The sequence below is a fragment of the Pseudomonas sp. 1 R 17 genome (genome assembly GCF_900067035.1).
GTDB classification, from domain to species: Bacteria; Pseudomonadota; Gammaproteobacteria; order Pseudomonadales; family Pseudomonadaceae; genus Aquipseudomonas; species Aquipseudomonas marginalis.
Map to the genome: position 1 here is coordinate 202,096 of NZ_FKLB01000019.1, position 22,533 is coordinate 224,628.

Sequence of the window (22,533 nt, forward strand, 5' to 3'; positions counted from 1 at the left end):
CTGTCCACGTCCCATCAGGCCTGTGCAACCAGCCCGTTTGTCGTCGTCGGTGCAGCGCCCTGCTCTGTCGGCAGGGTCAGGTGTTCAGGCGTTGCGCGAGGCCACTTTTTCGCCGCCCAGCAATAGAGCGCGGCGGGAAGAACCAGGCCGATGATCCAGGAAATATCCACATCCCCCAGGGCCGCCACCAGGGGACCGGTGTAGAACTTGGTGGAGATGAACGGCAATTGCACCAGCACACCGAAGACATACACGCTGATACCGAGCAGGTTCCAACGGCCATAGCGCCCGTTCGGATCGGCCAGCGCCGGCACGTCGTAGCGATCGCGGGTGATGCAGTAGTAGTCGACCAGGTTGATCGCGCTCCATGGGGTAAAAAACGCCAGCAGGAACAGGATGAAGGACTTGAACGCCCCCAGGAACGAGTGCTGCCCGAGCAAGGCGATCAGGGTCGCCGTACCGACGATGGCCAGTACGAAAAACAGGCGCTGCAAGCGCGTGACCTCGAGGCGACCGCGAAAGCCGCTGATGATCGTGGCAATGCACATGAAGCTGCCGTAGGAGTTCAGCGTGGAGATGGTGACCTTGCCGAACGCGATGCTGAAATACAGCAGCGCCGCAGTGGCTCCGGTACCGCCCAGGCCGACGATGTAGGCCACTTCGTGACCGGCAAATTGCCCGTTGGACATGGCCGCGGCAAACACGCCGAGGATCATCGCCACTTGTGCACCCACCACCGAACCTGCGCCTGCGGCAAGAAAGGTTTTCAGCGAGGACGTGTTGCTCGGCAGGTAGCGTGAATAGTCCGCCACGTACGGGCCGAAGGCGATTTGCCAGGAGGCCGCGAGCGACACCGCCAGCAGGAAGCTGCTCCAGCTGAAGTGGCGGATTTGCAGGAGTGCGCCTACGTCGGCCTGGCTCATCAGACGGCTGAACAGGTAGACAAAGGCAATCACGCCAATGACGCTGGCAACGCGGCCGATGAAGTGGATCACCCGGTAACCGAGCACCGTGACCAGCACGATGACACTGGCGAAGATCAGGATCCCGACGCTGTCGCTGACACCAAACAACTGGCCCAGGGCCTGGCCGGAAAGCACGGTGCCGGTTGCGGTGAAACCAAGGTACATCAGGCAGACCAGCACGATCGGAATCGCCGCGCCGTACACACCGAACTGCACCCGGCTGGAGATCATCTGCGGCAGGCCCAGCCTGGGCCCTTGCGCCGCATGCAACGCCATGACGCCGCCGCCCAGCAGTTGACCGATCAACAGACCGATCAACGACCAGAACACATCACCGCCCAGCACCACGGCCAGGGCCCCGGTGACGATCGCCGTGATCTGCAGGTTGGCACCCAGCCACAGGGTGAACTGGCTCAAGAGACGACCGTGTCTTTCCGCTTCCGGGATGTAGTCGATCGAACGCCTTTCGATCAACGGGGTGGTGCTTGCACGCGCGTCACTTGCAGCCATGGGTGTTCAACCTCTGATGGATTGTCTTGGGGGTCGCCGCCGCTCAACTGTGGGAGGGGGCTTGCTCCCGATAGCAGTGGGTCAGTCACCAGACCTATTGGCTGATACACCGCCATCGGGAGCAAGCCCCCTCCCACATTGGTTACTTGATCATTGGAAGATTGAGGCCCTGCTCTTTGGCGCAGTCGATGGCGATCTGGTAACCGGCGTCCGCATGACGCATCACACCGGTGGCCGGGTCGTTGTGCAGCACGCGGGCGATGCGCTCGGCCGCTTCGTCGGTCCCGTCACAGACGATCACCATGCCGGAGTGCTGGGAGAAGCCCATGCCCACGCCGCCACCGTGGTGCAGCGAAACCCAGGTCGCGCCGCTGGCGGTGTTGAGCAAGGCGTTGAGCAGCGGCCAGTCGGACACGGCGTCGGAACCGTCCTGCATGGATTCGGTTTCGCGGTTGGGGCTGGCGACCGAACCGGAGTCCAAGTGGTCACGACCGATCACCACCGGTGCCGACAGCTCGCCGCTACGCACCATCTCGTTGAACGCCAGGCCGAGCTTGGCGCGTTGGCCCAGGCCAACCCAGCAGATACGCGCTGGCAGGCCCTGGAAGCTGATGCGCTCGCGCGCCATGTCCAACCAGTTGTGCAGGTGTGCGTCATCGGGGATCAGCTCTTTGACCTTGGCGTCGGTCTTGTAGATGTCCTGCGGGTCGCCCGACAGCGCAGCCCAGCGGAACGGGCCGATGCCACGGCAGAACAGCGGACGGATGTACGCCGGTACGAAGCCTGGAAAGTCGAAGGCATTTTCCACGCCCTCTTCCTGGGCCATCTGGCGGATGTTGTTGCCGTAGTCGAAGGTCGGGATGCCTTGCTTCTGGAAGTCCAGCATGGCTTTGACGTGCACTGCCATCGACTGCTTGGCGGCCTTGATCACGGCAGCCGGTTCGGTCTTGGCGCGGGCGCGGTATTCGTCCCAGGTCCAGCCGGCCGGCAGGTAACCGTTGAGCGGGTCGTGGGCGCTGGTCTGGTCGGTAACCATGTCCGGGCGCACGCCACGCTTGACCAGTTCCGGCAGGATTTCAGCGGCGTTACCCAGCAACGCGATGGAGATGGCCTTGCCTTCCTTTGTGTACTTGGCGATGCGGGCCAGGGCGTCATCGAGGTCGGTGGCCTGCTCGTCGACATAGCGGCTATTGAGGCGGAAATCGATGCTGACCTGCTGGCATTCAATGTTCAGCGAGCACGCGCCAGCGAGGGTTGCGGCCAGAGGCTGGGCACCGCCCATGCCGCCGAGGCCGGCGGTGAGGACCCAACGACCCTTCAAGTTGCTGTCGTAATGCTGGCGACCGGCTTCGACGAAGGTTTCGTAGGTGCCCTGGACGATGCCCTGGCTGCCGATGTAGATCCAGCTGCCGGCGGTCATCTGGCCGTACATGGCCAGGCCCTTGGCATCCAGTTCATTGAAGTGCTCCCAGCTGGCCCAGTGCGGTACCAGGTTGGAGTTGGCGATCAGCACACGCGGGGCATTGCTGTGGGTCTTGAACACGCCGACCGGCTTGCCGGATTGCACCAGCAGGGTTTCGTCGTCATTCAGGTGGGTGAGGCTCTCGACGATCTGGTCGTAGCACTCCCAGTTGCGCGCTGCACGGCCAATACCGCCGTACACCACCAGTTCCTTGGGGTTCTCGGCCACTTGCGGGTCGAGGTTGTTCATCAGCATGCGCAGCGGCGCTTCAGTCAGCCAGCTTTTGGCGGTGAGCTTGTTACCGCGGGCGGCGCGGATTTCGACGTCACGGTATTTTGTAGGCTTGGTCACAACAAGAACTCCTCGGCGATCGATGCGCGAACATGGATGGTGCGAAGGAGAGTCTTACGCACACATCTTTACTTGTACATACAAGCATATGCAATCAAGCGGCCAACTTTCCGAGAGAGGTGTTAGGATTTTTCCGAAAAGCGTGTGCGAGCCTTGTAAATTAAGGCTTCGAGGCGTGATGAAATTTCTTGCGAAGGGGTTTTATAGCGAGGGAGGTGTGTCACGACAGCGCGGTTTTGCGCCGAGCTGGGGCGTTCGGTAACAAATTGGTGCAGGGACTGGAAACAGATTCTATAAGCGACACAAAAACAAATGTGGGAGGGGGCTTGCTCCCGATTGCGGTGTGTCAGCCCAGGATATACCCACTGATCCACCGCTATCGGGAGCAAGCCCCCTCCCACATTTTTTAACCCCGCGGGGTCAGTTCGATGATGCAGCAGCGACCCGTGACGGAAATATCCAGCAGACCGCTGTTACCGTCCACTTGCAGGCAATCGTGATGGCCCAGTACCTCGTCCAGCACCTTCACTTCATCCGCCACACTGAACACCAGCACCGTCTGCGCCGTGCTGAAAAACCGTTGCACACCATCCACCCACTGCAACCGCGCATGGTAACGCTGGGGCGAGTAGATCAGGTTGAAGTCGCGGATCGGCCCGGTAATCAAGCGGCATGAAACCTGGCTGTCGCCTTTGAAGGCGAACGGTTGCAGCGGTAACAACCCGCGCTGCTCCTCGCCATCCACGGTCAGCACCATGCCTGCGCCTTTGATCACGGTGATCACGCGCTGGTAGCCGGCAAAGGTGGAAAAACCGCCAGACTCGCCGATATCGGCAATCGACAGGCGCCAGCCGAAGCCTTCCAGGCCCTCGCCGGCATCGCGGGTGATTTCTTCGGTACTGCCGCCGCCGTTTTTCCACGGCATGCGCGCGTAATCGGCGGCGCGCCAGACTTTTACTGCACTCATTTACTGAACCGTCCTTCCAGACTGTGGCGGGAACCGGGGTGGATCAAACGCGCGGCAGTCACCGGCTGACGACCGGACCAGGTACGCCGGCGAATCAACAGGCACGGCTCGCTCGGCTCGATCTGCAGCAACTTGCACTCGGCAACGTCGGCGAGAATCGCTTCGACCACATGCTCGCCTTCGGTCAACGGCGCCACCTGGTTGAGATAGGCATAGGGGGTTTGCAGGGTGAAGTCCTGTTGCAGGTACTCCGGCGCGACCAGGGCGTTGACGAAACGGTCCTCGATTTGCACGGGAATATCGTTTTCGTAATGCACGATCAACGAGTGGAACACCCGCCCGCCTTCGCGCATTTCCAGGGCGACGGCGCGCTCGGAACCGGCAGCCTCTTCGCCCAGGGTGATGACCTGGCAGGTATGCCGATGACCGCGGGAGGCGATCTCATCGGCAATGTTGTGCACTTCGAACAGCGCCGACTGGCTCTTGGGCTCGGCGACGAACGTACCGACACCTTGCATGCGCACCAGCAAACCTTCGGCGGTGAGTTCGCGCAGGGCACGGTTGATGGTCATGCGGCTGAAGCCCAACTGGCTGACCAGTTCGCTCTCCGACGGTACGCGGTAATGGGGCGGCCAGTTGCCGTTGAGGATCTGCTGGCTGATCATCTGTTTGACGCGGGCATACAAGGGCGCCGGACTTTCGTCCATGTGGGCAGCCAGTGAAGACTTGGCGGGCGGAGTCGGCACAGGGAATCCTTGCAAGGGGAAAAGATGCATAGATTGCCGGAGTTTACCGAGCAGGCAAACGTCTGTATATGTATATACAAATAAACACACGACCGGGGTGCTCTAATCATGTCCGCTTTCTTTGCCGAACGCGCGCTGCTGCCTAGTGGATGGGCCAACGATGTACGTCTTGAAGTCAGCGCCGATGGCCTGCTGACACAGGTTGAGGCCAACGCCAGCGCAGACGGTGCCGAACGGCTCAGGGGCCCGGTATTGGCGGGCATGCCGAACCTGCACTCCCACGCCTTTCAGCGCGCCATGGCCGGGTTGGCCGAAGTGGCCGGCAACCCGAATGACAGTTTCTGGACCTGGCGCGACCTGATGTACCGCATGGTCGGCAAGATCAGCCCGGAGCAACTGCAGGTGATTGCCCGACAGTTGTATATCGAGATGCTCAAGGCCGGTTACACCTCGGTGGCTGAATTCCACTACGTGCATCACGACGTCAGCGGCCAGCCCTACGCCGACCGCACGGAATTGTCACGGCAGATCAGCCAAGCCGCAGCGAGCAGCGGTATCGGGCTGACGCTGGTACCGGTGCTCTATACCCACTCCGGGTTCGGCGGCCAGGCGCCCAATGAGGGCCAGCGACGGTTTATCAACAGCACCCAAAACTACCTGGACCTGCAGGCGCGCCTCAAACCGATCCTCGCGGCGCAACCGGCGCAGCAACTGGGGCTGTGCTTCCACTCGCTGCGCGCGGTTACGCCACAGCAGATCAATGAGGTATTGGCTGCCAGCGACAAGACGTGCCCGGTGCATATCCATATCGCCGAACAGCAAAAGGAAGTCGACGACTGCCTGGCCTGGAGCGGCAAACGCCCGTTGCAATGGCTGTACGACAACGCCGAGGTCGATGAGCGCTGGTGCCTGGTCCACGCCACCCATGCCAACCCGGAAGAAGTGACACGCATGGCCACGAGCCGCGCGATTGCCGGCTTGTGCCTGACCACCGAAGCCAACCTGGGCGACGGGATTTTCCCGGCCGTGGATTTCCTCGCCCAGGGCGGACGCCTGGGAATCGGTTCCGACAGCCATGTATCACTGAGCGTGGTGGAAGAACTGCGCTGGCTGGAATACGGCCAACGCCTGCGCGATCAACGGCGCAATCGCTTGTATCGCAGCGACCAGCCGATGGTCGGCCGTACGTTGTTCGATGCGGCGCTGGACGGCGGCGCACAAGCGCTGGGGCAGCCGATAGGTCGACTGGAAGTGGGCAAGCGTGCGGATTGGATCGTGCTGGACGGTAACGACCCTTACCTGGCGACAGCGACACAAGACGGCATCCTCAATCGCTGGCTGTTTGCCGGCGGTGATCGGCAGGTGCGCGATGTGCTGGTGAACGGCAAGTGGGTGGTGCGCGATGGGCGGCATGCCGGCGAGGAAGAAAGCAACCGGGCGTTCACTGAAGTCTTGAGAGATTTGCTGAGCTGACAGGCAACACATAACAAATATGGGAGGGGGCTTGCTCCCGATTGCGGTGTGTCAGCTAGAAATAATCTGCTGATACACCGCTATCGGGAGCAAGCCCCCTCCCACAATTGGATCTGTAGTGATCCTGGGTTATTGCGAAGTCTTGGCCATCTGCTTATCCGACGTGCGCCAGATCAACCGCGTGGTGTCATACCCTTGCTGCCGCGCCCTGCTCAACAGGTCTTCACGGGTGTCCGCACTGACCGTCGGCGTGCGCGACAGGATCCACATATAGCGCCGGCTCGGGCTGCCGACGATGGCGGTCTTGTAGTCATCGCTGACGTACAGCACCCAGTAATCGCCCTTGGCGACGCCTGGCAGCAGTGACGTAAACCAGTTGTTGAATTCCACCCAGAGCTTGTCGGTCTTGCCAGGCACCTGCGGCGTGGCCGTGCCCTTGGCTTCTTCCCACTTCCACTCGGTGGTGAGGCAGCGGTTGAATACCGACATATCGCCATCAGGCAGCAATGTGTAGCGGGCTTCGGACTGCGCGCAGTTGCGCTGGAAGTACATCGGCAATCGAGCCAACTCATACCAGGTGCCCTGGTAACGCTTGAGGTTGACGTTGCTCGCTGTCTTGGGTTGCAGATCATCGCCAGAATGGCTGGCGCAGCCCGCCAAAAACAGGCTGGCGCAAAGGAACAAAACAAAACGCATCATTCTTCTTCTCCCGCAGGCTTTCGCCCCGGTTTACTTCAGGCCTTGCCCGGAAAACATCAGAACTTTGTCACCGGCATATTGAACGCTGATAAAGCTGTTTTTATCGCCCCATGTGCAGCTGGACATGCCCAGTGCGCCGGAACAATCGGTCGGCTTGCCCAGCAGCGACTCCACCTCGGCCTTAGGCATGCCGGCCGACAACTTTGCGTAGTTTTCTTGATTGACCTTGCTGCAAGCGGCCAACAGCACGCAAAAGGCCAGCAAAGCGAGACGGCGTAACGACATGGAATAACTCCTGGAGGGACGAAGCAGCTTGGGTATCTGCCAGAAGCTTAGAAGGGAAAAGAGGTGTCTGGTTCCCGACGAACGAAAACAAAAAAGCCCCGAAAACGCTGAAACGTTTCGGGGCTTCTTTAAGGGTGAACCGGCTCACAACAACGCCGTTCACTTATCGCCGCAGCTTACTTCTTGTGGTAGGCGGTCACACGCTCAACTTCTTCCTTGGAACCCAGGAACACCGCCACACGCTGGTGCAAGCCGTCGGGCTGGATATCAAGGATGCGCTGGCGGCCGTCGGTGGACGCACCGCCCGCCTGTTCTACCAGGAAGGACATCGGGTTGGCTTCGTACATCAGGCGCAGTTTGCCCGGTTTGGACGGCTCGCGGCTGTCGCGTGGGTACATGAACAGGCCGCCACGGGTCAGGATACGGTGTACGTCGGCCACCATCGCCGCGACCCAACGCATGTTGAAGTTCTTCTTCAACGGGCCTTCTTCGCCTTCCATCAACTCGTTCACATAGCGCTTGACCGGCTCTTCCCAGTGGCGCTGGTTGGACATGTTGATCGCGAATTCCTGGGTGGAAGCCGGAATGGTGATGTCTTCATGGGTGAGGACGAAGCTGCCCATTTCACGGTCCAGGGTGAAGCCTTTGACGCCATCGCCCAGGGTCAGCACCAGCATGGTCTGTGGGCCGTAGATCGCGTAGCCGGCAGCGACCTGCTCAGTGCCCGGCTGCAGGAAGGCCTTTTCGTTCAGGGCTTCGTTCTGGCTCAGGTATTCGTTCGGGCAACGCAGTACCGAGAAGATGGTGCCGACCGGGGCGTTGATGTCGATGTTGGACGAACCGTCCAGTGGGTCGAACACCAGCAGGTAGGCGCCCTTCGGGTATTTGCCCGGGATCTGGTAGGCATTGTCCATTTCTTCGGACGCCATGCCGGCCAGGTGACCGCCCCATTCGTTGGCTTCGAGCAGGATTTCGTTGGAAATCACGTCGAGCTTCTTCTGCACTTCGCCCTGCACGTTTTCAGTGCCCATGCTGCCCAGGACACCACCCAATGCGCCTTTGGACACGGCGTGGCTGATTTCCTTGCAAGCACGCGCCACCACTTCGATAAGGAAGCGCAGATCGGCAGGCGTGTTGTTGCTGCGGGTCTGCTCAATCAAATAGCGACTCAAGGTAACGCGGGACATGGAAGGCTCCGATGAAGGGGGGGGCTAAAAACCCGCGCAGTTTAACGCGAGTCGGGGGTGTATTTCCTCCTATCAGAGGATTTAAACCCAATAGAGTTCATGGACTTTATTTAACGTGCCTCCGGCGGCTTGCGCAGCAAACTGTAGGCCATGCCTCCCAGCGCCGCCACGCCGAGCAGTAATACGGCCCAGAGTCCGAGTTTTTTCCAGTTCGGCCCGCTGTCGACCGCCGCCGGGACCGCTGGCGAAGTGACCGCGACGGCCCCGGCCACCTTGGCCTGTCCCAGGGTGTTGAGGCGCTCGGCGGTGTAATCCGGGATCAGCGTCGAAAACGGCAGGTTCGCCGCCTTCACCGAAGCATTCCCCAGCGCCAGCGTGAACGGCGGCTCGCCCCGCGCCAGGAACACCAACTGCGTGGCGCGCACCGCGAAGTGCAGGGCCGGCTCCACGACGCCCAGGCCACCGCCGCGCTCGTCGACCTGCAACTTGAGTTCGGCGACCGTCTGGCCGGGCAGTTGCAACTCGTCCTGCACCACGTCCTGGCCATTCTGGGTCAGGCGGTAGAGCAGACCATTGCTCAGCGGCTGCCAGGCTTGATTGCCATCCCGTCGCCCCGCCAACGTCACCGGCGCCAGCGTATTGGGCTGCTTCAGCTCGATACGCAAGCGTTCGACACCCAGCCCGGTGGGCAACTTCCAAGTGTACTCACCCGCCTTGAGCCGCGTGCCCGAGAGCGGCTGCGACCATACCAGCGGCAGCGGCAGGCTGCTGCTGGTGGCACTGGCCAACCTGGCCGAGGTCAGCAACGGTGCCGCCTGCCCCTTCCACACCAGGCGCAGGTAACGCGCGGACTGGCCCGGCAAACTGACGTCATGCTGCTCGACCCGCTCGTCGGCAAACGACAAACGCGCCACTTGCCCATCCCCCCAGGATTGCCAGTGCTGCAAGTCATCACTGGCTTCAATGCTGAAGCGCTGGAAGCCCTCCTGCTCGCGGCTCCAGTCCAGGCTCAACTGCTGCAACGGCGCCTTGATTTTACTGGCATCGAGCACCCAGCCGCGCAGCACCTGCTTGCCGGGCTTGGGTGCGGTGGACGGTTTGATTTCCACCAGGGTACCTTCGTCCGTGGTTTTCATCACCACACCGGGCAAGGTTGCCTGGGTGTCGGCGGCGTACAGCGGGAACCACTTCACGTCGGTGACTTCACGACTTTCGGTGCGTTGCGACGCTTGACGCGACAGCGCGTAGGCCTGGGGTTCACCGGCAGCGTTAAACACCCGCACATCGCTGAGGTCAGCCTGGCGCGCATTCAGTTGCACGGCCAAGGGCAACTCAAGGCGATACCAGGGGCCGTTGCCGCTGACGCTGAGCGGCACCTGGCTGCTGAAGTCGGCCGGCGTTTCCAGCGCCCACGCCGACAATGTCGTACAGATGCCCAGCACGACCACGCTCAACTTACCGATCAAGAGGATGCTCCTTCAGTGTCCAACACAGGTTCGGCACGCTTGGGCGGCAGCGGCGCAAAGTAGCCCACCACCAGCAACAACCCGCCCACGCCGATAAACGACACGATCCGCGCCAGGCCGCCACGGTTGCTCAGCTCGACAAAGAACAGCTTGGCCACCACCACCGCGATCAGCGCCGCGCCGATCAGCCACACTTCGCGACGATGGCGCAGGTGACCGCCGATCATCAGGCCGAGGGCGATCAGGGTCCAGACAATCGACAGGCCGGCTTGCACCAACATCGATTCCAGCAACCCATCCAGATGGAACGGCACGCCGCCCCAGTGGTGTGCGGTGCGCATCACCAGGGCCGTAAAGAACGCGAACAGCGAAATACCGGCAATGCCTTGGGCGATCAATTCAGCACGCGGCCCGCGTTGCGGCGCCACGCTGCGCGACCACAGGTACACGCCCAGCAGCGCAAACAGCAAGCCGAGGTCCAGCGGGTTGAGCAACGGCACATAGGGCAGCGGCCTGGCCGTGCCGTCGCTGAAGGTATTCGCCAGCCAGAACCAGCCCAGCATCAGCACCGCCAATGGGAGTGCCGCCAGCACTCGATATTCCCGTGGATACGCCGACACCGGCCACGGCCAGCGACGCGGTGCAGCAGCCAGCACCAGGTACAAACTTGGCAGGATTGCCCAGCCCAGCCAGCGCCAGGCGTTGTATTCGCTCGACAGCAACAACAGGCCGTAGCGCAGCTCCAGCGCCAATACGCCGATCAGCATCCAGCAACCCAACACGTGAGCAACGCTCAGGACGGTGGCCGGCACCAGCGTCGCCAAACGCCGCAGCGCGATGAAATGCACCCCGAACACCGCCAGCCAGGCCAGCCAGCCGTAGTGCGCTGCCGGGTGGTAATAATTATGCGCAGACACCAGCAATACCATCCCCGCCGCCGGCATCAACAGGGTGCAGAGCATGCCCAGGGACGCCCAGCGCAGGCGCGTCGCGAGCAACGCCCAGATCGCCACGCTGACCGCCGCACTACCCAGCAGGAGCGCACCCCGCAGCTCATCGGGCATAAACCGCAGCACTTCAGCGATCAGCGCCAACGCCCACCACGCCGCGCCCCACACCAGCAGCAGGTCCGACAGGCGTTGCAGCTTGAGTACGGCAAACACCGGCGCATGGGGTTCACGCTGCAGGCGCCAGGCACCGATCAAGGCGGCCAGGCCCAACACCATCGGTGTCCAGAACCCGCTATGCCCCAGGGGACGCAGGCCCTCGCTGGTCAAAGGCCCGAGCAGCTCCGGCACCGCCAGCAGGAACGACGCGCCGCCGATCACTTGCAGCAGTAACCCGAACACGAAACTGACGCGCTGTTGCAGGTACAGGCTCAACCAGATGATCAACAACCCACTGGCCGCCCACACACCGCTGGCGCTTTCCCATGGCAGTACAAACAGCACGGCAAGGTTGATCAGCACCAACCCGGCCAGCAGCACCACGGACAGCCCGCGCAACAGCCGTACATCGCTGCGCACCATGTCATCGCGCGCCGCCAGCAGCATGCCGCCGATCAACGCCAGGCCGATCAACGACGCGCTGAGCAGGCCGCTCCAGCCGGCGTTGAATACCGCTGCCGAGTCGCCGCCTTGCAAGCGCAGCAGGAACAACGCCCCGGCCAGCAGTTGCACGGCAAACGCCGTGAACAGGAAGGTGCGCGAGCCAATCCGCAAGCCGATGAACAGGGTCGCCAGGCCGGCGAGCGCCCAACTGATGGCAGTGCCTTGAGTCAGCAACAACAGCGGCGCGAGCAGGTACACAAAGGCCAGGCCGAGGCTGGCCAGAACCGGCAGGCCCTTGCGCTCCCACTCCGCCGCCTGCTCCGTCGCGGCCCTGCGCAGTTGGTCGAAGCTGAACAGCAACGCCGCGCCCAGCAGCAACGCCCCCAGGGGCGCCCCCTCCAGCAGCGTGTGTTCGCCGATGCGCAGCTCACTGAGAAACGCCAGCGCCGAGCCCAATTGCAGCAACAGGCCAAATGCCCGCGCCAACGGCCGCTGCTGGCGCAAGCCGAGCCAGAAGATCCCGGCACCTTCCACCGCCCAGGCGGCTGCGGTCCATCGGGCATCGAGGCCCAGGGGAATCGCCAGGCTGGCAAAGATCACCCCCAGGGCCAGGCAGGTTTCCGCCAGCAGCAAGGCGCGCCCGCCACTGAGCACGCGGGCCAGGCCCATGTAGAGGATGCCCAGGCCCAGCGCGCTGAACGCCGCGGCGAACTCAAGGTGCTGCACCAGCGCGAACTGCAGGCCAAACCCCACCAGCGGCGGGCCGAACAGCATGCTGCCATCAACGTAATCGCCCTTGGCCGCCGACCAGCGCAACAGCGCATCGCGACCTTCGGGGGCGTCGCCCATCTCCCGCAATTTGCGCCGGGCGAACAACAGGCCGATAGCCAGGTACATCAGGAAAAACAGGATCAGGAACGGCTCGGTACTCCACAGCAACTCAGGCGTATAGGAACGCATGCCCCAGGCAAAGCCGATACCGAAGGTGCCGACAAAGCCGATCAGGTTGAGCAGGCGCCAGGCCTTGAACCAGGCGATGGCGAGGATACCGGCATTGAGCAGGGCAAAATAACTGAACAGCGCGACATGATTACCGGCGCCGGTGGACGTGAGGATCGGCGCCGCGAAGCCGCCGAGCGCTGCCGCACAGGCCAGTCCCAGCGCATCCTGGGTAATCGCCAGGATCGCCGAGAACACCGTGACCGCCACCAGCAGGCCCAGCGCCGCGCTCGGGTCGATCAACGGGTGCAGGCGCATCGCGGCAAACACCGTCAGGTACAGCACCGCGATCCCGGTGCCTTGCAGCATCAAGCCGTAGTTGCTGTTGCGCAGCCGCAGCCACCAGCCCAGGCCCAACAGGCCAAGGGCCGCCGCCGCAACGCCGGCGTAACGCAGTTCGATCGGCACCACCATACCTTCGGTGGCGTAGCGCAGCAGGAACGCCAGGCCGAGAAACAGCAGCACCACGCCGACACGCAGCACGGTGTTGCCACCAAACAGCCAATTGCGTGCGCCGCTGATGGCGCGTTCGATCAGGTTGGGGCCACGGGGAGCGGCAGGTTCTTGAGGCGGGCGTGGCGTCGGGGCAGGCGTCCAGACGTCATCCGGCAAGGGCTGGCTCGGTTCGGCGACCATGGCGACAGGCGTCAATTCAGCCGGCAGCTCCCACACCAGTTCAGGCGCCTTGGCGACAGGTGCCGCCTCAGGGACAGGCGGCTCGACGATGACAGTGCGTGTCGGCGTGGGTACTTCCAGTTGCCGCAGGCGCTCACCCAGGGCGATCAACGCCTTCTGCGTGGCTTCCAACTGAACAGCCTGTTGCTGCGCCTGGGCCGCCAGCTTCGACAGGCGAATCGCCTGGCCAATGCCCAACCCCAACAGCGCACCAATGCCCGCATCATAGAACGACTCATCGAGCGTCCAGCCGAGCACCAGGCCAATCAGCATGAAAATCCATTGCATGGTCGATATTCCCTAAACAAACCGTGCTGTAGGAGCGAGCTTGCTCGCGAAGAACGCAAAGATACCGCGTTAAATCAGAAAGCACGCGTTATCGTTGGCGTTTTTCGCGAGCAAGCTCGCTCCTACAGTAGATCTAGTCGAGGGCTTTCCAGATTTCCGTAGCGTACTCGCGGATCGTCCGGTCCGACGAGAACCAGCCCATCCGTGCGGTATTGAGCACCGCCGAACGCCACCACGCCTTGGAATCATGCCAATGCGCTTCGACCCGCGCCTGGGCGTCCCAGTAGGAATCGAAGTCGGCGCAGACCAGGAAGCGGTCGTAGTCGATCAACCCGTCGATCAAGCCCACATAGCGGCCCGGATCGTCCGGCGAGAACACCCCGCCCCGAATCGCTTGCAGCACATCGTTCAGACGATGGGACGCCGCAATATCGGGCCCGGCGTTGAATTCCCCGGCGTGTTTACGTGCCTCGACCTGCTGTGCGCTGAGACCGAAGATAAACATGTGATCGGCGCCCACGCGCTCGTGCATCTCCACGTTGGCGCCGTCCATGGTGCCGATGGTCAGCGCGCCGTTGAGGCCGAACTTCATGTTGCTGGTGCCCGAGGCTTCAAAGCCGGCGGTGGAGATCTGCTCCGACAAGTCCGCCGCCGGGATGATGCTTTCCGCCAGGCTGACGTTGTAGTTGGGCAGGAACACCACCTTGAGCAGCCCACGTACGGTCGGGTCGTTGTTGACGGTGCGCGCGATGTCGTTGGTCAGCTTGATGATCAACTTGGCCTGGTGATAGCTGGCCGCCGCCTTGCCCGCGAAGATCTTCACCCGTGGCACCCAGTCGGTGCCCGGCTCGGCACGGATCGCCTGGTACAGCGCCACGGTGTGCAGCAGGTTGAGCAACTGGCGCTTGTATTCGTGGATACGCTTGACCTGCACGTCGAACATCGCCGCCGGGTTCACCGAAATGCCCAGGCGCTCATGGATGATCTCGGCCAGCGCACGCTTGCTGTGCAGGCGCTGGTCGGCAAAGGCTTTGCGGAAGGTCTGTTTCTCGGCGAAGGTTTCCAGCTCGCCCAGGCGGGTTTCGATGTTGTCGAGAATGTCCGGGCCCAAGGCTTCCACCAGCATATCGGTGAGCTTGGGGTTGGCCTGGTACAGCCAGCGGCGGAAGGTAATGCCGTTGGTCTTGTTGTTGATGCGCTCCGGGTAGAGCTTGTGCAGTTCGGAGAACACCGTGCTGCGCATCAGTTGGGTGTGCAGGCCGGACACGCCGTTGACGCTGTGGGAGCCGAGGAACGCCAGATTGCCCATGCGCACACGGCGGCCGTTGTCTTCTTCGATCAGGGACACAGCGCGCAGCACGTCGAAGTCATGGATGCCCTTGGCGCGCAGCGCATCGATGTGCTGGGCGTTGATCAGGTAGATGATCTGCATGTGCCGGGGCAGCATGCGCTCCATCAGGCCGACCGGCCAGGTTTCCAGGGCTTCGGGCAACAGGGTGTGGTTGGTGTACGACAGGGTTTCGACGGTCACATCCCACGCGGCTTCCCACGGAATGTCGTGCAGGTCGACCAACTGGCGCATCAACTCAGCCACGGCGATCGAGGGGTGGGTGTCGTTGAGTTGGATCGCCGCGTGTTCGCCCAGGCTCAGGACCGAGCCGTGCATGTTTTTGTGGCGGCGCAACAGGTCTTGCAAGGAGGCGGCGACGAAGAAGTATTCCTGGCGCAGGCGCAGTTCCTGCCCCGCTTCGGTGCTGTCCGCCGGGTAAAGCACTCGGGAGATGCTCTCGGCGCGGGCCACTTCGGCGACGGCGCCCAGGTGGTCACCGGCGTTGAAGCGCTCCAGGTGTAGGTCTTCCACCGCACGGGCACGCCACAGGCGCAAGGTATTCACGCTGGCGCCGCGCCAGCCGACCACCGGGGTGTCGTAGGCAACGGCACGCACGGTTTCGTTGGGCGTCCACACCTGGATCAGCTTGCCGGAGGCATCCGGCAGGGTCTCGACGCTGCCGCCAAAGCCAATCGGGTAAATCACCTCGGCCCGCTCGAATTCCCACGGGTTGCCGAAATCCAGCCAGCGTTCGGTCTGTTCCTGCTGCCAGCCATCGACAATCGCCTGGCGGAACAAGCCGTGCTCATAACGAATGCCATAACCATGGCCGGCGATGCCCAAGGTCGACATGCTTTCCATAAAGCACGCGGCCAGACGGCCGAGGCCGCCGTTGCCAAGCGCCGCGTCGGGCTCCAGCAGGCGAATGCGTTCGAGGTCCACACCCAGCTCGGACAAGGCTTCGCGAGCGATCTCCAGCACGCCGAGGTTGCTCAGGCTGTCGTAGAGCAGGCGGCCGATAAGGAATTCCAGGGAGAGGTAATAAACCCGCTTCTGGCCTTTGCGGTAGATACGCCGCGTGTGATCCATCCAGTGGTCGACCATCTGGTCGCGGGCGGCCAGGGCAATGGCTTCGAACCAGTCATGGTCGAAGGCATGGTCCGGGTCTTTGCCCACCGCGTAGGTGAGTTTGGTCAAGACAGCATCGCGGAATGCGGCTACCTCTGCTTCTCGTGCAAGCGGTTCCTGAGACATCGGTGTGACCTCGGGCGAGATTGAAAGAGTTGCTAGAGCCTAGTCGGTCTGACAGACGGTAGACGCTCTGGTTCGGCAGTTTTTTAACTCATTCACCTTTACAGGCATTTGATGCAGGGGTCGTGCCCGATCGGCCCATGTCCAGCCTTTGAGCTGAAATACGCAAAATATTGTTCAAAAAACCACCAATCCCGGTATGATCGCGCGCCCGGATACAGCCCCACCTTTTGGAACCCCGATGAAGCCTCAACTGATCGCCGCCGCGGAACTCGACCGTCTCGAGACTTGGCAGAAATATTCCGCCCATATGTGCGGCGGCTGCGTGTCCAGCTGCTGCACGCTGCCGGTTGAGGTGAAGATCAAGGACCTGATCCGCATTGGCATCGTCGATGAATTCGAGCGCGGCGACCCGCCGAAGAACATCGCCAAGCGGTTGCAGAAGGAAGGCATCGTCGAGCGCTACAACAACAAATCCGAGATTTTTACCCTGCAGCGCATGAGCAACAACGACTGCCTGTACCTGGATCGTAAGACGCGCTTCTGCACTATTTATGACAAGCGCCCGGATACTTGCCGCAACCACCCGAAAATCGGGCCGCGCCCGGGGTATTGCGCGTACAAGCCGAAGGAAGTGGTGCGCGAGACCAAGTTCAAGACCCTCGACAAGTTCTGATCACAACCTTGTAGTTAGCGGGCTTGTTGTGGTGAGCGGGCTTGCCCCGCGCTGGGCTGCGAAGCGGCCCTAACCCGGTCTCTGCATTTTTCCAGATAAAACTCAGGTTCCTGGATTTGGGGTGGCTTCGCCACCCAGCGCGGGGCAAGCCCGCTCACTACAAGAGCCCGCACAACACAAATTGCAGGCATAAAAAAACGCCCCCGGCCTTTCGACCGGGGGCGTTTTTCATTCAGCCTGAGTTAACTCAGTTCTTGGCTTTCTTGGCAGCGCGGGTACGCTCGCCTTCGTCCAGGATCTTCTTACGCAGGCGGATCGACTTAGGCGTGACTTCGCAAAGCTCGTCGTCCTGGATGAATTCCAGGGCCTGTTCCAGGGTGAAGCGAACAGGTGGGACCAGGGCGATGGTTTCGTCTTTGCCCGAAGCACGCATGTTGTCGAGCTTCTTGCCTTTGGTTGGGTTGACGCCCATGTCGTTGTCACGGCTGTTCAGACCAACGATCTGACCGTTGTAGATCTCTTGACCGTGCTCAACGAACAGCTTGCCACGCGCCTGGAGGGTTTCCAGGGAGTAGGTCAGGGCCTTGCCGGTTTCTACCGATACCAGAACACCGTTCTGACGGCCGGACATGTCGCCGGACTTCATGGTGTCGTAGCGATCGAAGATCGAGGTCAGGATGCCAGCACCGTTGGTCAGGGTCAGGAACTGGTTACGGAAACCGATCAGACCACGAGCAGGAATGTTGTATTCCAGACGCACACGGCCTTTGCCATCCGGCACCATGTTGGTCAGGTCGCCTTTACGCAGACCCATCTCTTCCATGACCTTGCCCTGGGATTCTTCCGGGGTGTCGATGGTGACGTTTTCGAACGGTTCCTGCTTCACGCCGTCAACCTGACGGATGATCACTTCTGGACGACCAACGCCCATTTCGAAGCCTTCGCGACGCATGGTTTCGATCAGTACCGAGAGGTGCAGCTCACCACGGCCGGAAACCTTGAACTTGTCAGCCGAGTCGCCTTCTTCAACGCGCAGTGCAACGTTGTACAGCAGCTCTTTGTCCAGACGTTCCTTGATGTTACGGGAAGTCACGAACTTGCCTTCTTTACCGCAGAAAGGCGAGTCGTTTACCTGGAAGGTCATGGAAACGGTTGGCTCGTCGACGGTCAGAGGCTTCATCGCCTCAACGTTGTCCGGCTGGCACAGGGTGTCGGAGATGAACAGGGAGTCCATGCCGCTCACGCAGACGATGTCGCCAGCGAAAGCTTCTTCAACGTCGATACGGTGCAGACCGTGGTGACCCATCAGCTTCAGGATACGACCGTTACGCTTCTTGCCGTCGGCGCCGATAGCAACAACCGGGGTGTTCGGCTTGACGCTACCACGAGCGATACGGCCAACGCCGATAACACCCAGGAAGCTGTTGTAGTCCAGTGCCGAGATTTGCATCTGGAACGGACCATCACGGTCAACTTTAGGCGCCGGTACGTTGTCGACGATCGACTGGTACAGCGGGGTCATGTCTTCAGCCATGTCGGTGTGTTCCAGACCGGCAATGCCGTTCAGGGCCGAGGCGTAGACGACTTTGAAGTCCAGCTGTTCTTCGGTGGCACCCAGGTTGTCGAACAGGTCGAAGATCTGGTCCAGAACCCAGTCCGGACGCGCGCCTGGACGGTCAACCTTGTTGATGCACACGATCGGACGCAGGCCGGCTTCGAAAGCCTTCTTGGTCACGAAACGGGTTTGCGGCATAGGGCCGTCTTGAGCGTCAACCAGCAGCAGAACGGAGTCAACCATCGACATTACGCGTTCTACTTCGCCGCCGAAGTCGGCGTGGCCCGGGGTATCCACGATGTTGATGTGGTAGCCGTTCCAGTTGATAGCGGTGTTTTTTGCCAGGATGGTAATACCGCGCTCTTTTTCCTGGTCGTTGGAGTCCATCACGCGCTCGTCGTTGAGCTCGTTGCGCTCCAGGGTGCCGGATTGACGCAGGAGTTTGTCTACCAGGGTGGTTTTACCATGGTCAACGTGGGCAATGATGGCGATGTTACGTAGATTTTCGATCACTTGTGTATCTCGATCAGAGGATTCGGTGTGCTGACAGGTCGTGGCAGCGATTAACAGTAGAGTCAGGCCTTGCCGTTACAGCTTGACGGCAGAGTCGGGGGGCCGGTGACGCAGGCCACAGGCAAACAGCCCCGGGCTCTTAGCTCGGTCGATAAACGCGCACATTGGCATGCCCCTCACTGAGCAAATGGTGGGCATGCAGGCGACTCATCACGCCTTTGTCGCAATACAACAGGTACTGACGGCTGTTATCCAGTTCCTTGAAACGCGCGTTCAATGCATAGAACGGCAGCGTTTGTACGTCGATGCCGGCGACTTCCAGCGGCTCATCTTCAGCGGCATCCGGGTGACGGATGTCGATGACGATTTGTCCGGCCAGGGCTTCGCTGACTTCTTCGATCTGCACATCCTGGCCCAGTTCGTCGATAACACGATCGATCGGGACCAGCTTGGCGTTCTCGAGCGCACGCTCCAGAACCGCCATATCAAACTGTTGTTCTTCGTACTCCACGCGGTTGCGCTTGGCGTGGGTCTTGGGGTTCACCGAAATGACCCCGCAATATTCAGGCATGTGCTTGGCAAAGTCGGCGGTGCCGATTTCTTCTGCCAAGTCGATGATGTCCTGCTTGTGGCTGGCGATCAGCGGACGCAGTACCAGCTTTTCAGTCACGCAATCGATCAGTGACAGGTTCGGCAGCGTCTGGCTGGAAACCTGGGAAATCGCTTCACCGGTCACCAGCGCGTCGATCTGCAACTGATCGGCGATTCGGGACGCAGCGCGCAACATCATACGCTTCAAAACTACGCCCATATGACTGTTATCGACTTTACCGAGAATTTCGCCCAGCACTTCCTCGAACGGTACGCTCACAAATAGCACGCGCTGGGAGCTGCCGTACTTCTTCCAGATAAAGTGCGCAACCTCCATCACGCCCAATTCGTGTGCACGCCCGCCCAGGTTAAAGAAGCAGAAGTGGCTCATCAGGCCGCGGCGCATGATCTGGTAGGCCGCCACCGTGGAATCGAAACCGCCGGACATGAGGACCAGGGTCTGTTCCAGGGCGCCCAGCGGGTAGCCGCCGATGCTGTCGTGCTGGCTGTGAATCACAAACAACCGTTGGTCGCGAATTTCCATGCGCACTTCAATTTGCGGCGCCTTGAGGGAAATTCCGGCGGCGCCGCACTCGCGACGCAGCTTGCTGCCGACGTATTTCTCGACGTCCATGGAGCTGAACGGGTGCTTGCCGGCACGCTTGCACCGCACCGAAAAAATCTTGCCTTCAAGGCTGTCGCCGAAGTGCCGTTTGCATTTTTCGGTGATGTCGTCGAAGTCCCCCAGCGGGTACTCATCCACCTGCAGGAAATGCGCGATACCCGGCATGCAGCTCAGGCGCTCGGTCATGTCCTTCAAGGCTTTGACGTCGGTCAGGCGGGTTTCCAGCTCGAGGTTGTCCCACACACCGTTCACCACCACAGCCGGGTCCAGATCGCGGAGCACGGCACGGATGTTCTTGGCCAACTGACGGATGAAACGCATCCGTACCGGTCGGCTCTTGATGGTGATCTCGGGGAAGACTTTAACGATTAATTTCATGGAAACAGCGCGCGCAGGGCCTGCCGAAAAAGGGGGGCGCGGATTATAGCGGAAATCGCTCAAGGTTTAACCAGTTAATATGCACAACACTCAACTCGCACTAAAGAGGTGCATTTGCATCGCCTTGCGCCACATTTCGGTGCTCGTATTTCAGGCTTTTGTCGCTATGTACCCTTTATAGGGCGTTTTTGGAGCAAAAAACCCATGTTGGCGCACTGGCACGCAATTTGCTCTCTTGTGAGGCAGGTTGCCATGGCGGACTATCCGCGCCGGCATCACCCACATTCTAAGGGCTAACTCCACTACCCCAGCCCGAAGCCACCCGGAGGACACTATGTCGAAGTCGGTTCAACTCATCAAAGATCATGACGTTAAATGGATTGATCTGCGCTTCACGGACACCAAAGGCACTCAGCACCACGTGACCATGCCGGCTCGCGACGCGCTGGATGATGCTTTCTTCGAAGAAGGCAAAATGTTCGACGGCTCCTCCATCGCTGGCTGGAAAGGCATCGAAGCCTCCGACATGATCCTGATGCCGGACGACAGCACTGCCGTCCTCGACCCGTTCACCGAAGACCCAACCCTGATCATCGTCTGCGACGTGATCGAGCCTTCGACCATGCAAGGCTACGACCGCGACCCACGTGCGATCGCCAAGCGTGCCGAGGAATACCTGAAGTCCACCGGTATCGGCGACACCGTATTCGTAGGCCCGGAGCCGGAATTCTTCATCTTTGATTCGGTCAAGTTCAAGTCCGACATCTCCGGTTCGATGTTCAAGATCTTCTCCGAACAAGGTTCGTGGATGTCCGACCAGGACGTGGAAGGCGGCAACAAAGGCCACCGTCCAGGCATCAAAGGTGGCTACTTCCCGGTTCCGCCGTTCGACCACGACCACGAAATCCGTACCTCCATGTGCAACGCCATGGAAGAAATGGGCCTGGTCATCGAAGTTCACCACCACGAAGTGGCGACTGCCGGCCAGAACGAAATCGGTGTGAAGTTCAACACCCTGGTCGCCAAGGCTGACGAAGTCCAGACCCTGAAGTACTGCGTACACAACGTGGCTGATGCCTACGGCCGTACCGCTACCTTCATGCCTAAGCCACTGTACGGCGATAACGGTTCGGGTATGCACGTTCACCTGTCCATCGCCAAAGAAGGCAAGAACACCTTCGCTGGCGAAGGTTATGCCGGCCTGTCCGACACCGCCCTGTACTTCATCGGCGGCATCATCAAGCACGGTAAGGCCCTGAACGGCTTCACCAACCCGTCGACCAACTCCTACAAGCGTCTGGTCCCAGGTTTCGAAGCACCGGTCATGCTGGCCTACTCGGCTCGCAACCGTTCCGCCTCGATCCGTATTCCTTACGTATCCAGCCCGCGCGCTCGCCGTATCGAAGCTCGCTTCCCGGATCCAGCAGCCAACCCATACCTGGCCTTCGCTGCCCTGGTCATGGCCGGCCTGGACGGTATCCAGAACAAGATCCACCCTGGCGACGCCGCCGACAAAAACTTGTACGACCTGCCGCCTGAAGAGGCCAAAGAGATCCCACAAGTGTGCGGCAGCCTGAAAGAAGCCCTGGAAGAGCTGGACAAGGGCCGTGCGTTCCTGACCAAAGGCGGCGTATTCAGCGACGACTTCATCGATGCCTACATCGAGCTGAAAAGCGAAGAAGAAATCAAAGTACGCACCTTCGTACACCCACTGGAATACGAGCTGTACTACAGCTGCTGATCCGGTAGCGCTGCTTAAGGTGGCGTGATGCGAAAAGACCTCCTTCGGGAGGTCTTTTTTTGCCTGGGGATTGTCAGGTGGCTGCTCGGCGGTCGAGCATATGGCTGACCATCGAAGACGGAGGGCGGTGGATTTGGGGTTGGCTTGAGCCCTACGCGACCACTGTAGGAGCGAGCTTGCTCGCGAAAAACGCCAGGGCACCGCATTTCTTCAACATTTACGCGTTATCGTTAACGACCTTCGCGAGCAA

The 22,533-nt window shown here is 60.9% G+C and carries 15 protein-coding genes; 3 read left to right on the forward strand and 12 right to left on the reverse strand.

Annotated elements, in window-relative coordinates; translation table 11 throughout:
- Positions 1 to 14: 14 nt before the first annotated feature.
- The 4 genes from BFP99_RS04020 to hutC all read right to left on the reverse strand — a co-directional run bounded on the left by BFP99_RS04020 (position 15) and on the right by hutC (position 4,962).
- Positions 15 to 1,475 (reverse strand): purine-cytosine permease family protein, encoded by a 1,461-nt coding sequence (locus BFP99_RS04020; RefSeq protein WP_065946674.1) that lies wholly within the window; start codon positions 1,473 to 1,475, stop codon positions 15 to 17.
- Between the two features lie 142 nt (positions 1,476 to 1,617).
- Positions 1,618 to 3,288, reverse strand: coding sequence for a urocanate hydratase (hutU, locus tag BFP99_RS04025; RefSeq protein ID WP_027605056.1), 1,671 nt, complete (start codon positions 3,286 to 3,288; stop codon positions 1,618 to 1,620).
- Positions 3,289 to 3,694: 406 nt separating this feature from the next.
- Positions 3,695 to 4,255 carry a HutD/Ves family protein gene (locus tag BFP99_RS04030; RefSeq protein ID WP_065925743.1) on the reverse strand — a complete coding sequence of 187 codons (561 nt, stop codon included), beginning with the start codon at positions 4,253 to 4,255 and terminating at the stop codon, positions 3,695 to 3,697.
- A complete protein-coding gene (gene hutC / locus BFP99_RS04035; RefSeq protein ID WP_223841674.1) occupies positions 4,252 to 4,962 on the reverse strand; it encodes a histidine utilization repressor in 711 nt (236 codons plus the stop codon). Before hutC ends, BFP99_RS04030 begins: the two co-directional genes overlap by 4 nt.
- 147 nt (positions 4,963 to 5,109) lie before the next feature.
- Between hutC and BFP99_RS04040 the strand changes: the two genes are divergently transcribed.
- Positions 5,110 to 6,474 carry a formimidoylglutamate deiminase gene (locus BFP99_RS04040; RefSeq protein ID WP_065946675.1) on the forward strand — a complete coding sequence of 455 codons (1,365 nt, stop codon included), beginning with the start codon at positions 5,110 to 5,112 and terminating at the stop codon, positions 6,472 to 6,474.
- Positions 6,475 to 6,603: 129 nt separating this feature from the next.
- On the opposite strand, the gene BFP99_RS04045 is transcribed toward BFP99_RS04040, so the two are convergent.
- From BFP99_RS04045 to BFP99_RS04070, 6 genes are all read right to left on the reverse strand, one after another.
- Positions 6,604 to 7,173, reverse strand: coding sequence for a lipocalin family protein (locus tag BFP99_RS04045; RefSeq protein WP_027605060.1), 570 nt, complete (start codon positions 7,171 to 7,173; stop codon positions 6,604 to 6,606).
- A 30-nt stretch (positions 7,174 to 7,203) separates the two neighbouring features.
- A complete protein-coding gene (locus tag BFP99_RS04050; RefSeq protein WP_027605061.1) occupies positions 7,204 to 7,458 on the reverse strand; it encodes a hypothetical protein in 255 nt (84 codons plus the stop codon).
- 176 nt (positions 7,459 to 7,634) lie between these two features.
- Positions 7,635 to 8,645 carry a class 1 fructose-bisphosphatase gene (locus BFP99_RS04055; protein WP_065946676.1) on the reverse strand — a complete coding sequence of 337 codons (1,011 nt, stop codon included), beginning with the start codon at positions 8,643 to 8,645 and terminating at the stop codon, positions 7,635 to 7,637.
- Positions 8,646 to 8,755: 110 nt separating this feature from the next.
- Positions 8,756 to 10,108: a DUF3999 domain-containing protein gene (locus BFP99_RS04060; protein ID WP_065946709.1), complete on the reverse strand. Its 1,353-nt coding sequence runs from the start codon at positions 10,106 to 10,108 to the stop codon at positions 8,756 to 8,758.
- Positions 10,108 to 13,623 carry a DUF2339 domain-containing protein gene (locus BFP99_RS04065; protein ID WP_065946677.1) on the reverse strand — a complete coding sequence of 1,172 codons (3,516 nt, stop codon included), beginning with the start codon at positions 13,621 to 13,623 and terminating at the stop codon, positions 10,108 to 10,110. The genes BFP99_RS04060 and BFP99_RS04065 overlap by 1 nt, the downstream gene beginning before the upstream one ends.
- A gap of 133 nt (positions 13,624 to 13,756) precedes the next feature.
- On the reverse strand, positions 13,757 to 16,207 hold the full coding sequence (locus tag BFP99_RS04070; protein WP_065925746.1) for a glycogen/starch/alpha-glucan phosphorylase: 2,451 nt from the start codon (positions 16,205 to 16,207) through the stop codon (positions 13,757 to 13,759).
- Between the two features lie 238 nt (positions 16,208 to 16,445).
- Here BFP99_RS04070 and BFP99_RS04075 point away from each other — a divergent pair, with 238 nt between their 5' ends.
- Positions 16,446 to 16,880, forward strand: a complete 435-nt coding sequence (locus BFP99_RS04075; protein ID WP_024072902.1) for a YkgJ family cysteine cluster protein — start codon at positions 16,446 to 16,448, stop codon at positions 16,878 to 16,880.
- A gap of 247 nt (positions 16,881 to 17,127) precedes the next feature.
- On the opposite strand, the gene typA is transcribed toward BFP99_RS04075, so the two are convergent.
- Positions 17,128 to 18,948 (reverse strand): translational GTPase TypA, encoded by a 1,821-nt coding sequence (typA, locus tag BFP99_RS04080; protein ID WP_032890153.1) that lies wholly within the window; start codon positions 18,946 to 18,948, stop codon positions 17,128 to 17,130.
- 139 nt (positions 18,949 to 19,087) lie between these two features.
- Positions 19,088 to 20,542 carry a tRNA uracil 4-sulfurtransferase ThiI gene (thiI, locus tag BFP99_RS04085; RefSeq protein WP_065925747.1) on the reverse strand — a complete coding sequence of 485 codons (1,455 nt, stop codon included), beginning with the start codon at positions 20,540 to 20,542 and terminating at the stop codon, positions 19,088 to 19,090.
- Between the two features lie 334 nt (positions 20,543 to 20,876).
- On the opposite strand from thiI, the gene glnA reads away from it, so the two are divergent.
- Positions 20,877 to 22,283 carry a glutamate--ammonia ligase gene (gene glnA / locus BFP99_RS04090; RefSeq protein ID WP_024072899.1) on the forward strand — a complete coding sequence of 469 codons (1,407 nt, stop codon included), beginning with the start codon at positions 20,877 to 20,879 and terminating at the stop codon, positions 22,281 to 22,283.
- Positions 22,284 to 22,533 lie beyond the last annotated feature (250 nt).

Excerpts from the sequence above, each read along its gene's own strand:
- BFP99_RS04020 (WP_065946674.1), bottom strand. The coding sequence starts at position 1,475 with ATGGCTGCAAGTGACGCGCGTGCAAGCACCACCCCGTTGATCGAAAGG.
- BFP99_RS04030 (WP_065925743.1), bottom strand. The coding sequence starts at position 4,255 with ATGAGTGCAGTAAAAGTCTGGCGCGCCGCCGATTACGCGCGCATGCCG.
- hutC (WP_223841674.1), bottom strand. The coding sequence starts at position 4,962 with ATGGACGAAAGTCCGGCGCCCTTGTATGCCCGCGTCAAACAGATGATC.
- BFP99_RS04040 (WP_065946675.1), top strand. The coding sequence starts at position 5,110 with ATGTCCGCTTTCTTTGCCGAACGCGCGCTGCTGCCTAGTGGATGGGCC.
- BFP99_RS04045 (WP_027605060.1), bottom strand. The coding sequence starts at position 7,173 with ATGATGCGTTTTGTTTTGTTCCTTTGCGCCAGCCTGTTTTTGGCGGGC.
- BFP99_RS04050 (WP_027605061.1), bottom strand. The coding sequence starts at position 7,458 with ATGTCGTTACGCCGTCTCGCTTTGCTGGCCTTTTGCGTGCTGTTGGCC.
- BFP99_RS04055 (WP_065946676.1), bottom strand. The coding sequence starts at position 8,645 with ATGTCCCGCGTTACCTTGAGTCGCTATTTGATTGAGCAGACCCGCAGC.
- BFP99_RS04065 (WP_065946677.1), bottom strand. The coding sequence starts at position 13,623 with ATGCAATGGATTTTCATGCTGATTGGCCTGGTGCTCGGCTGGACGCTC.
- BFP99_RS04070 (WP_065925746.1), bottom strand. The coding sequence starts at position 16,207 with ATGTCTCAGGAACCGCTTGCACGAGAAGCAGAGGTAGCCGCATTCCGC.
- BFP99_RS04075 (WP_024072902.1), top strand. The coding sequence starts at position 16,446 with ATGAAGCCTCAACTGATCGCCGCCGCGGAACTCGACCGTCTCGAGACT.
- thiI (WP_065925747.1), bottom strand. The coding sequence starts at position 20,542 with ATGAAATTAATCGTTAAAGTCTTCCCCGAGATCACCATCAAGAGCCGA.
- glnA (WP_024072899.1), top strand. The coding sequence starts at position 20,877 with ATGTCGAAGTCGGTTCAACTCATCAAAGATCATGACGTTAAATGGATT.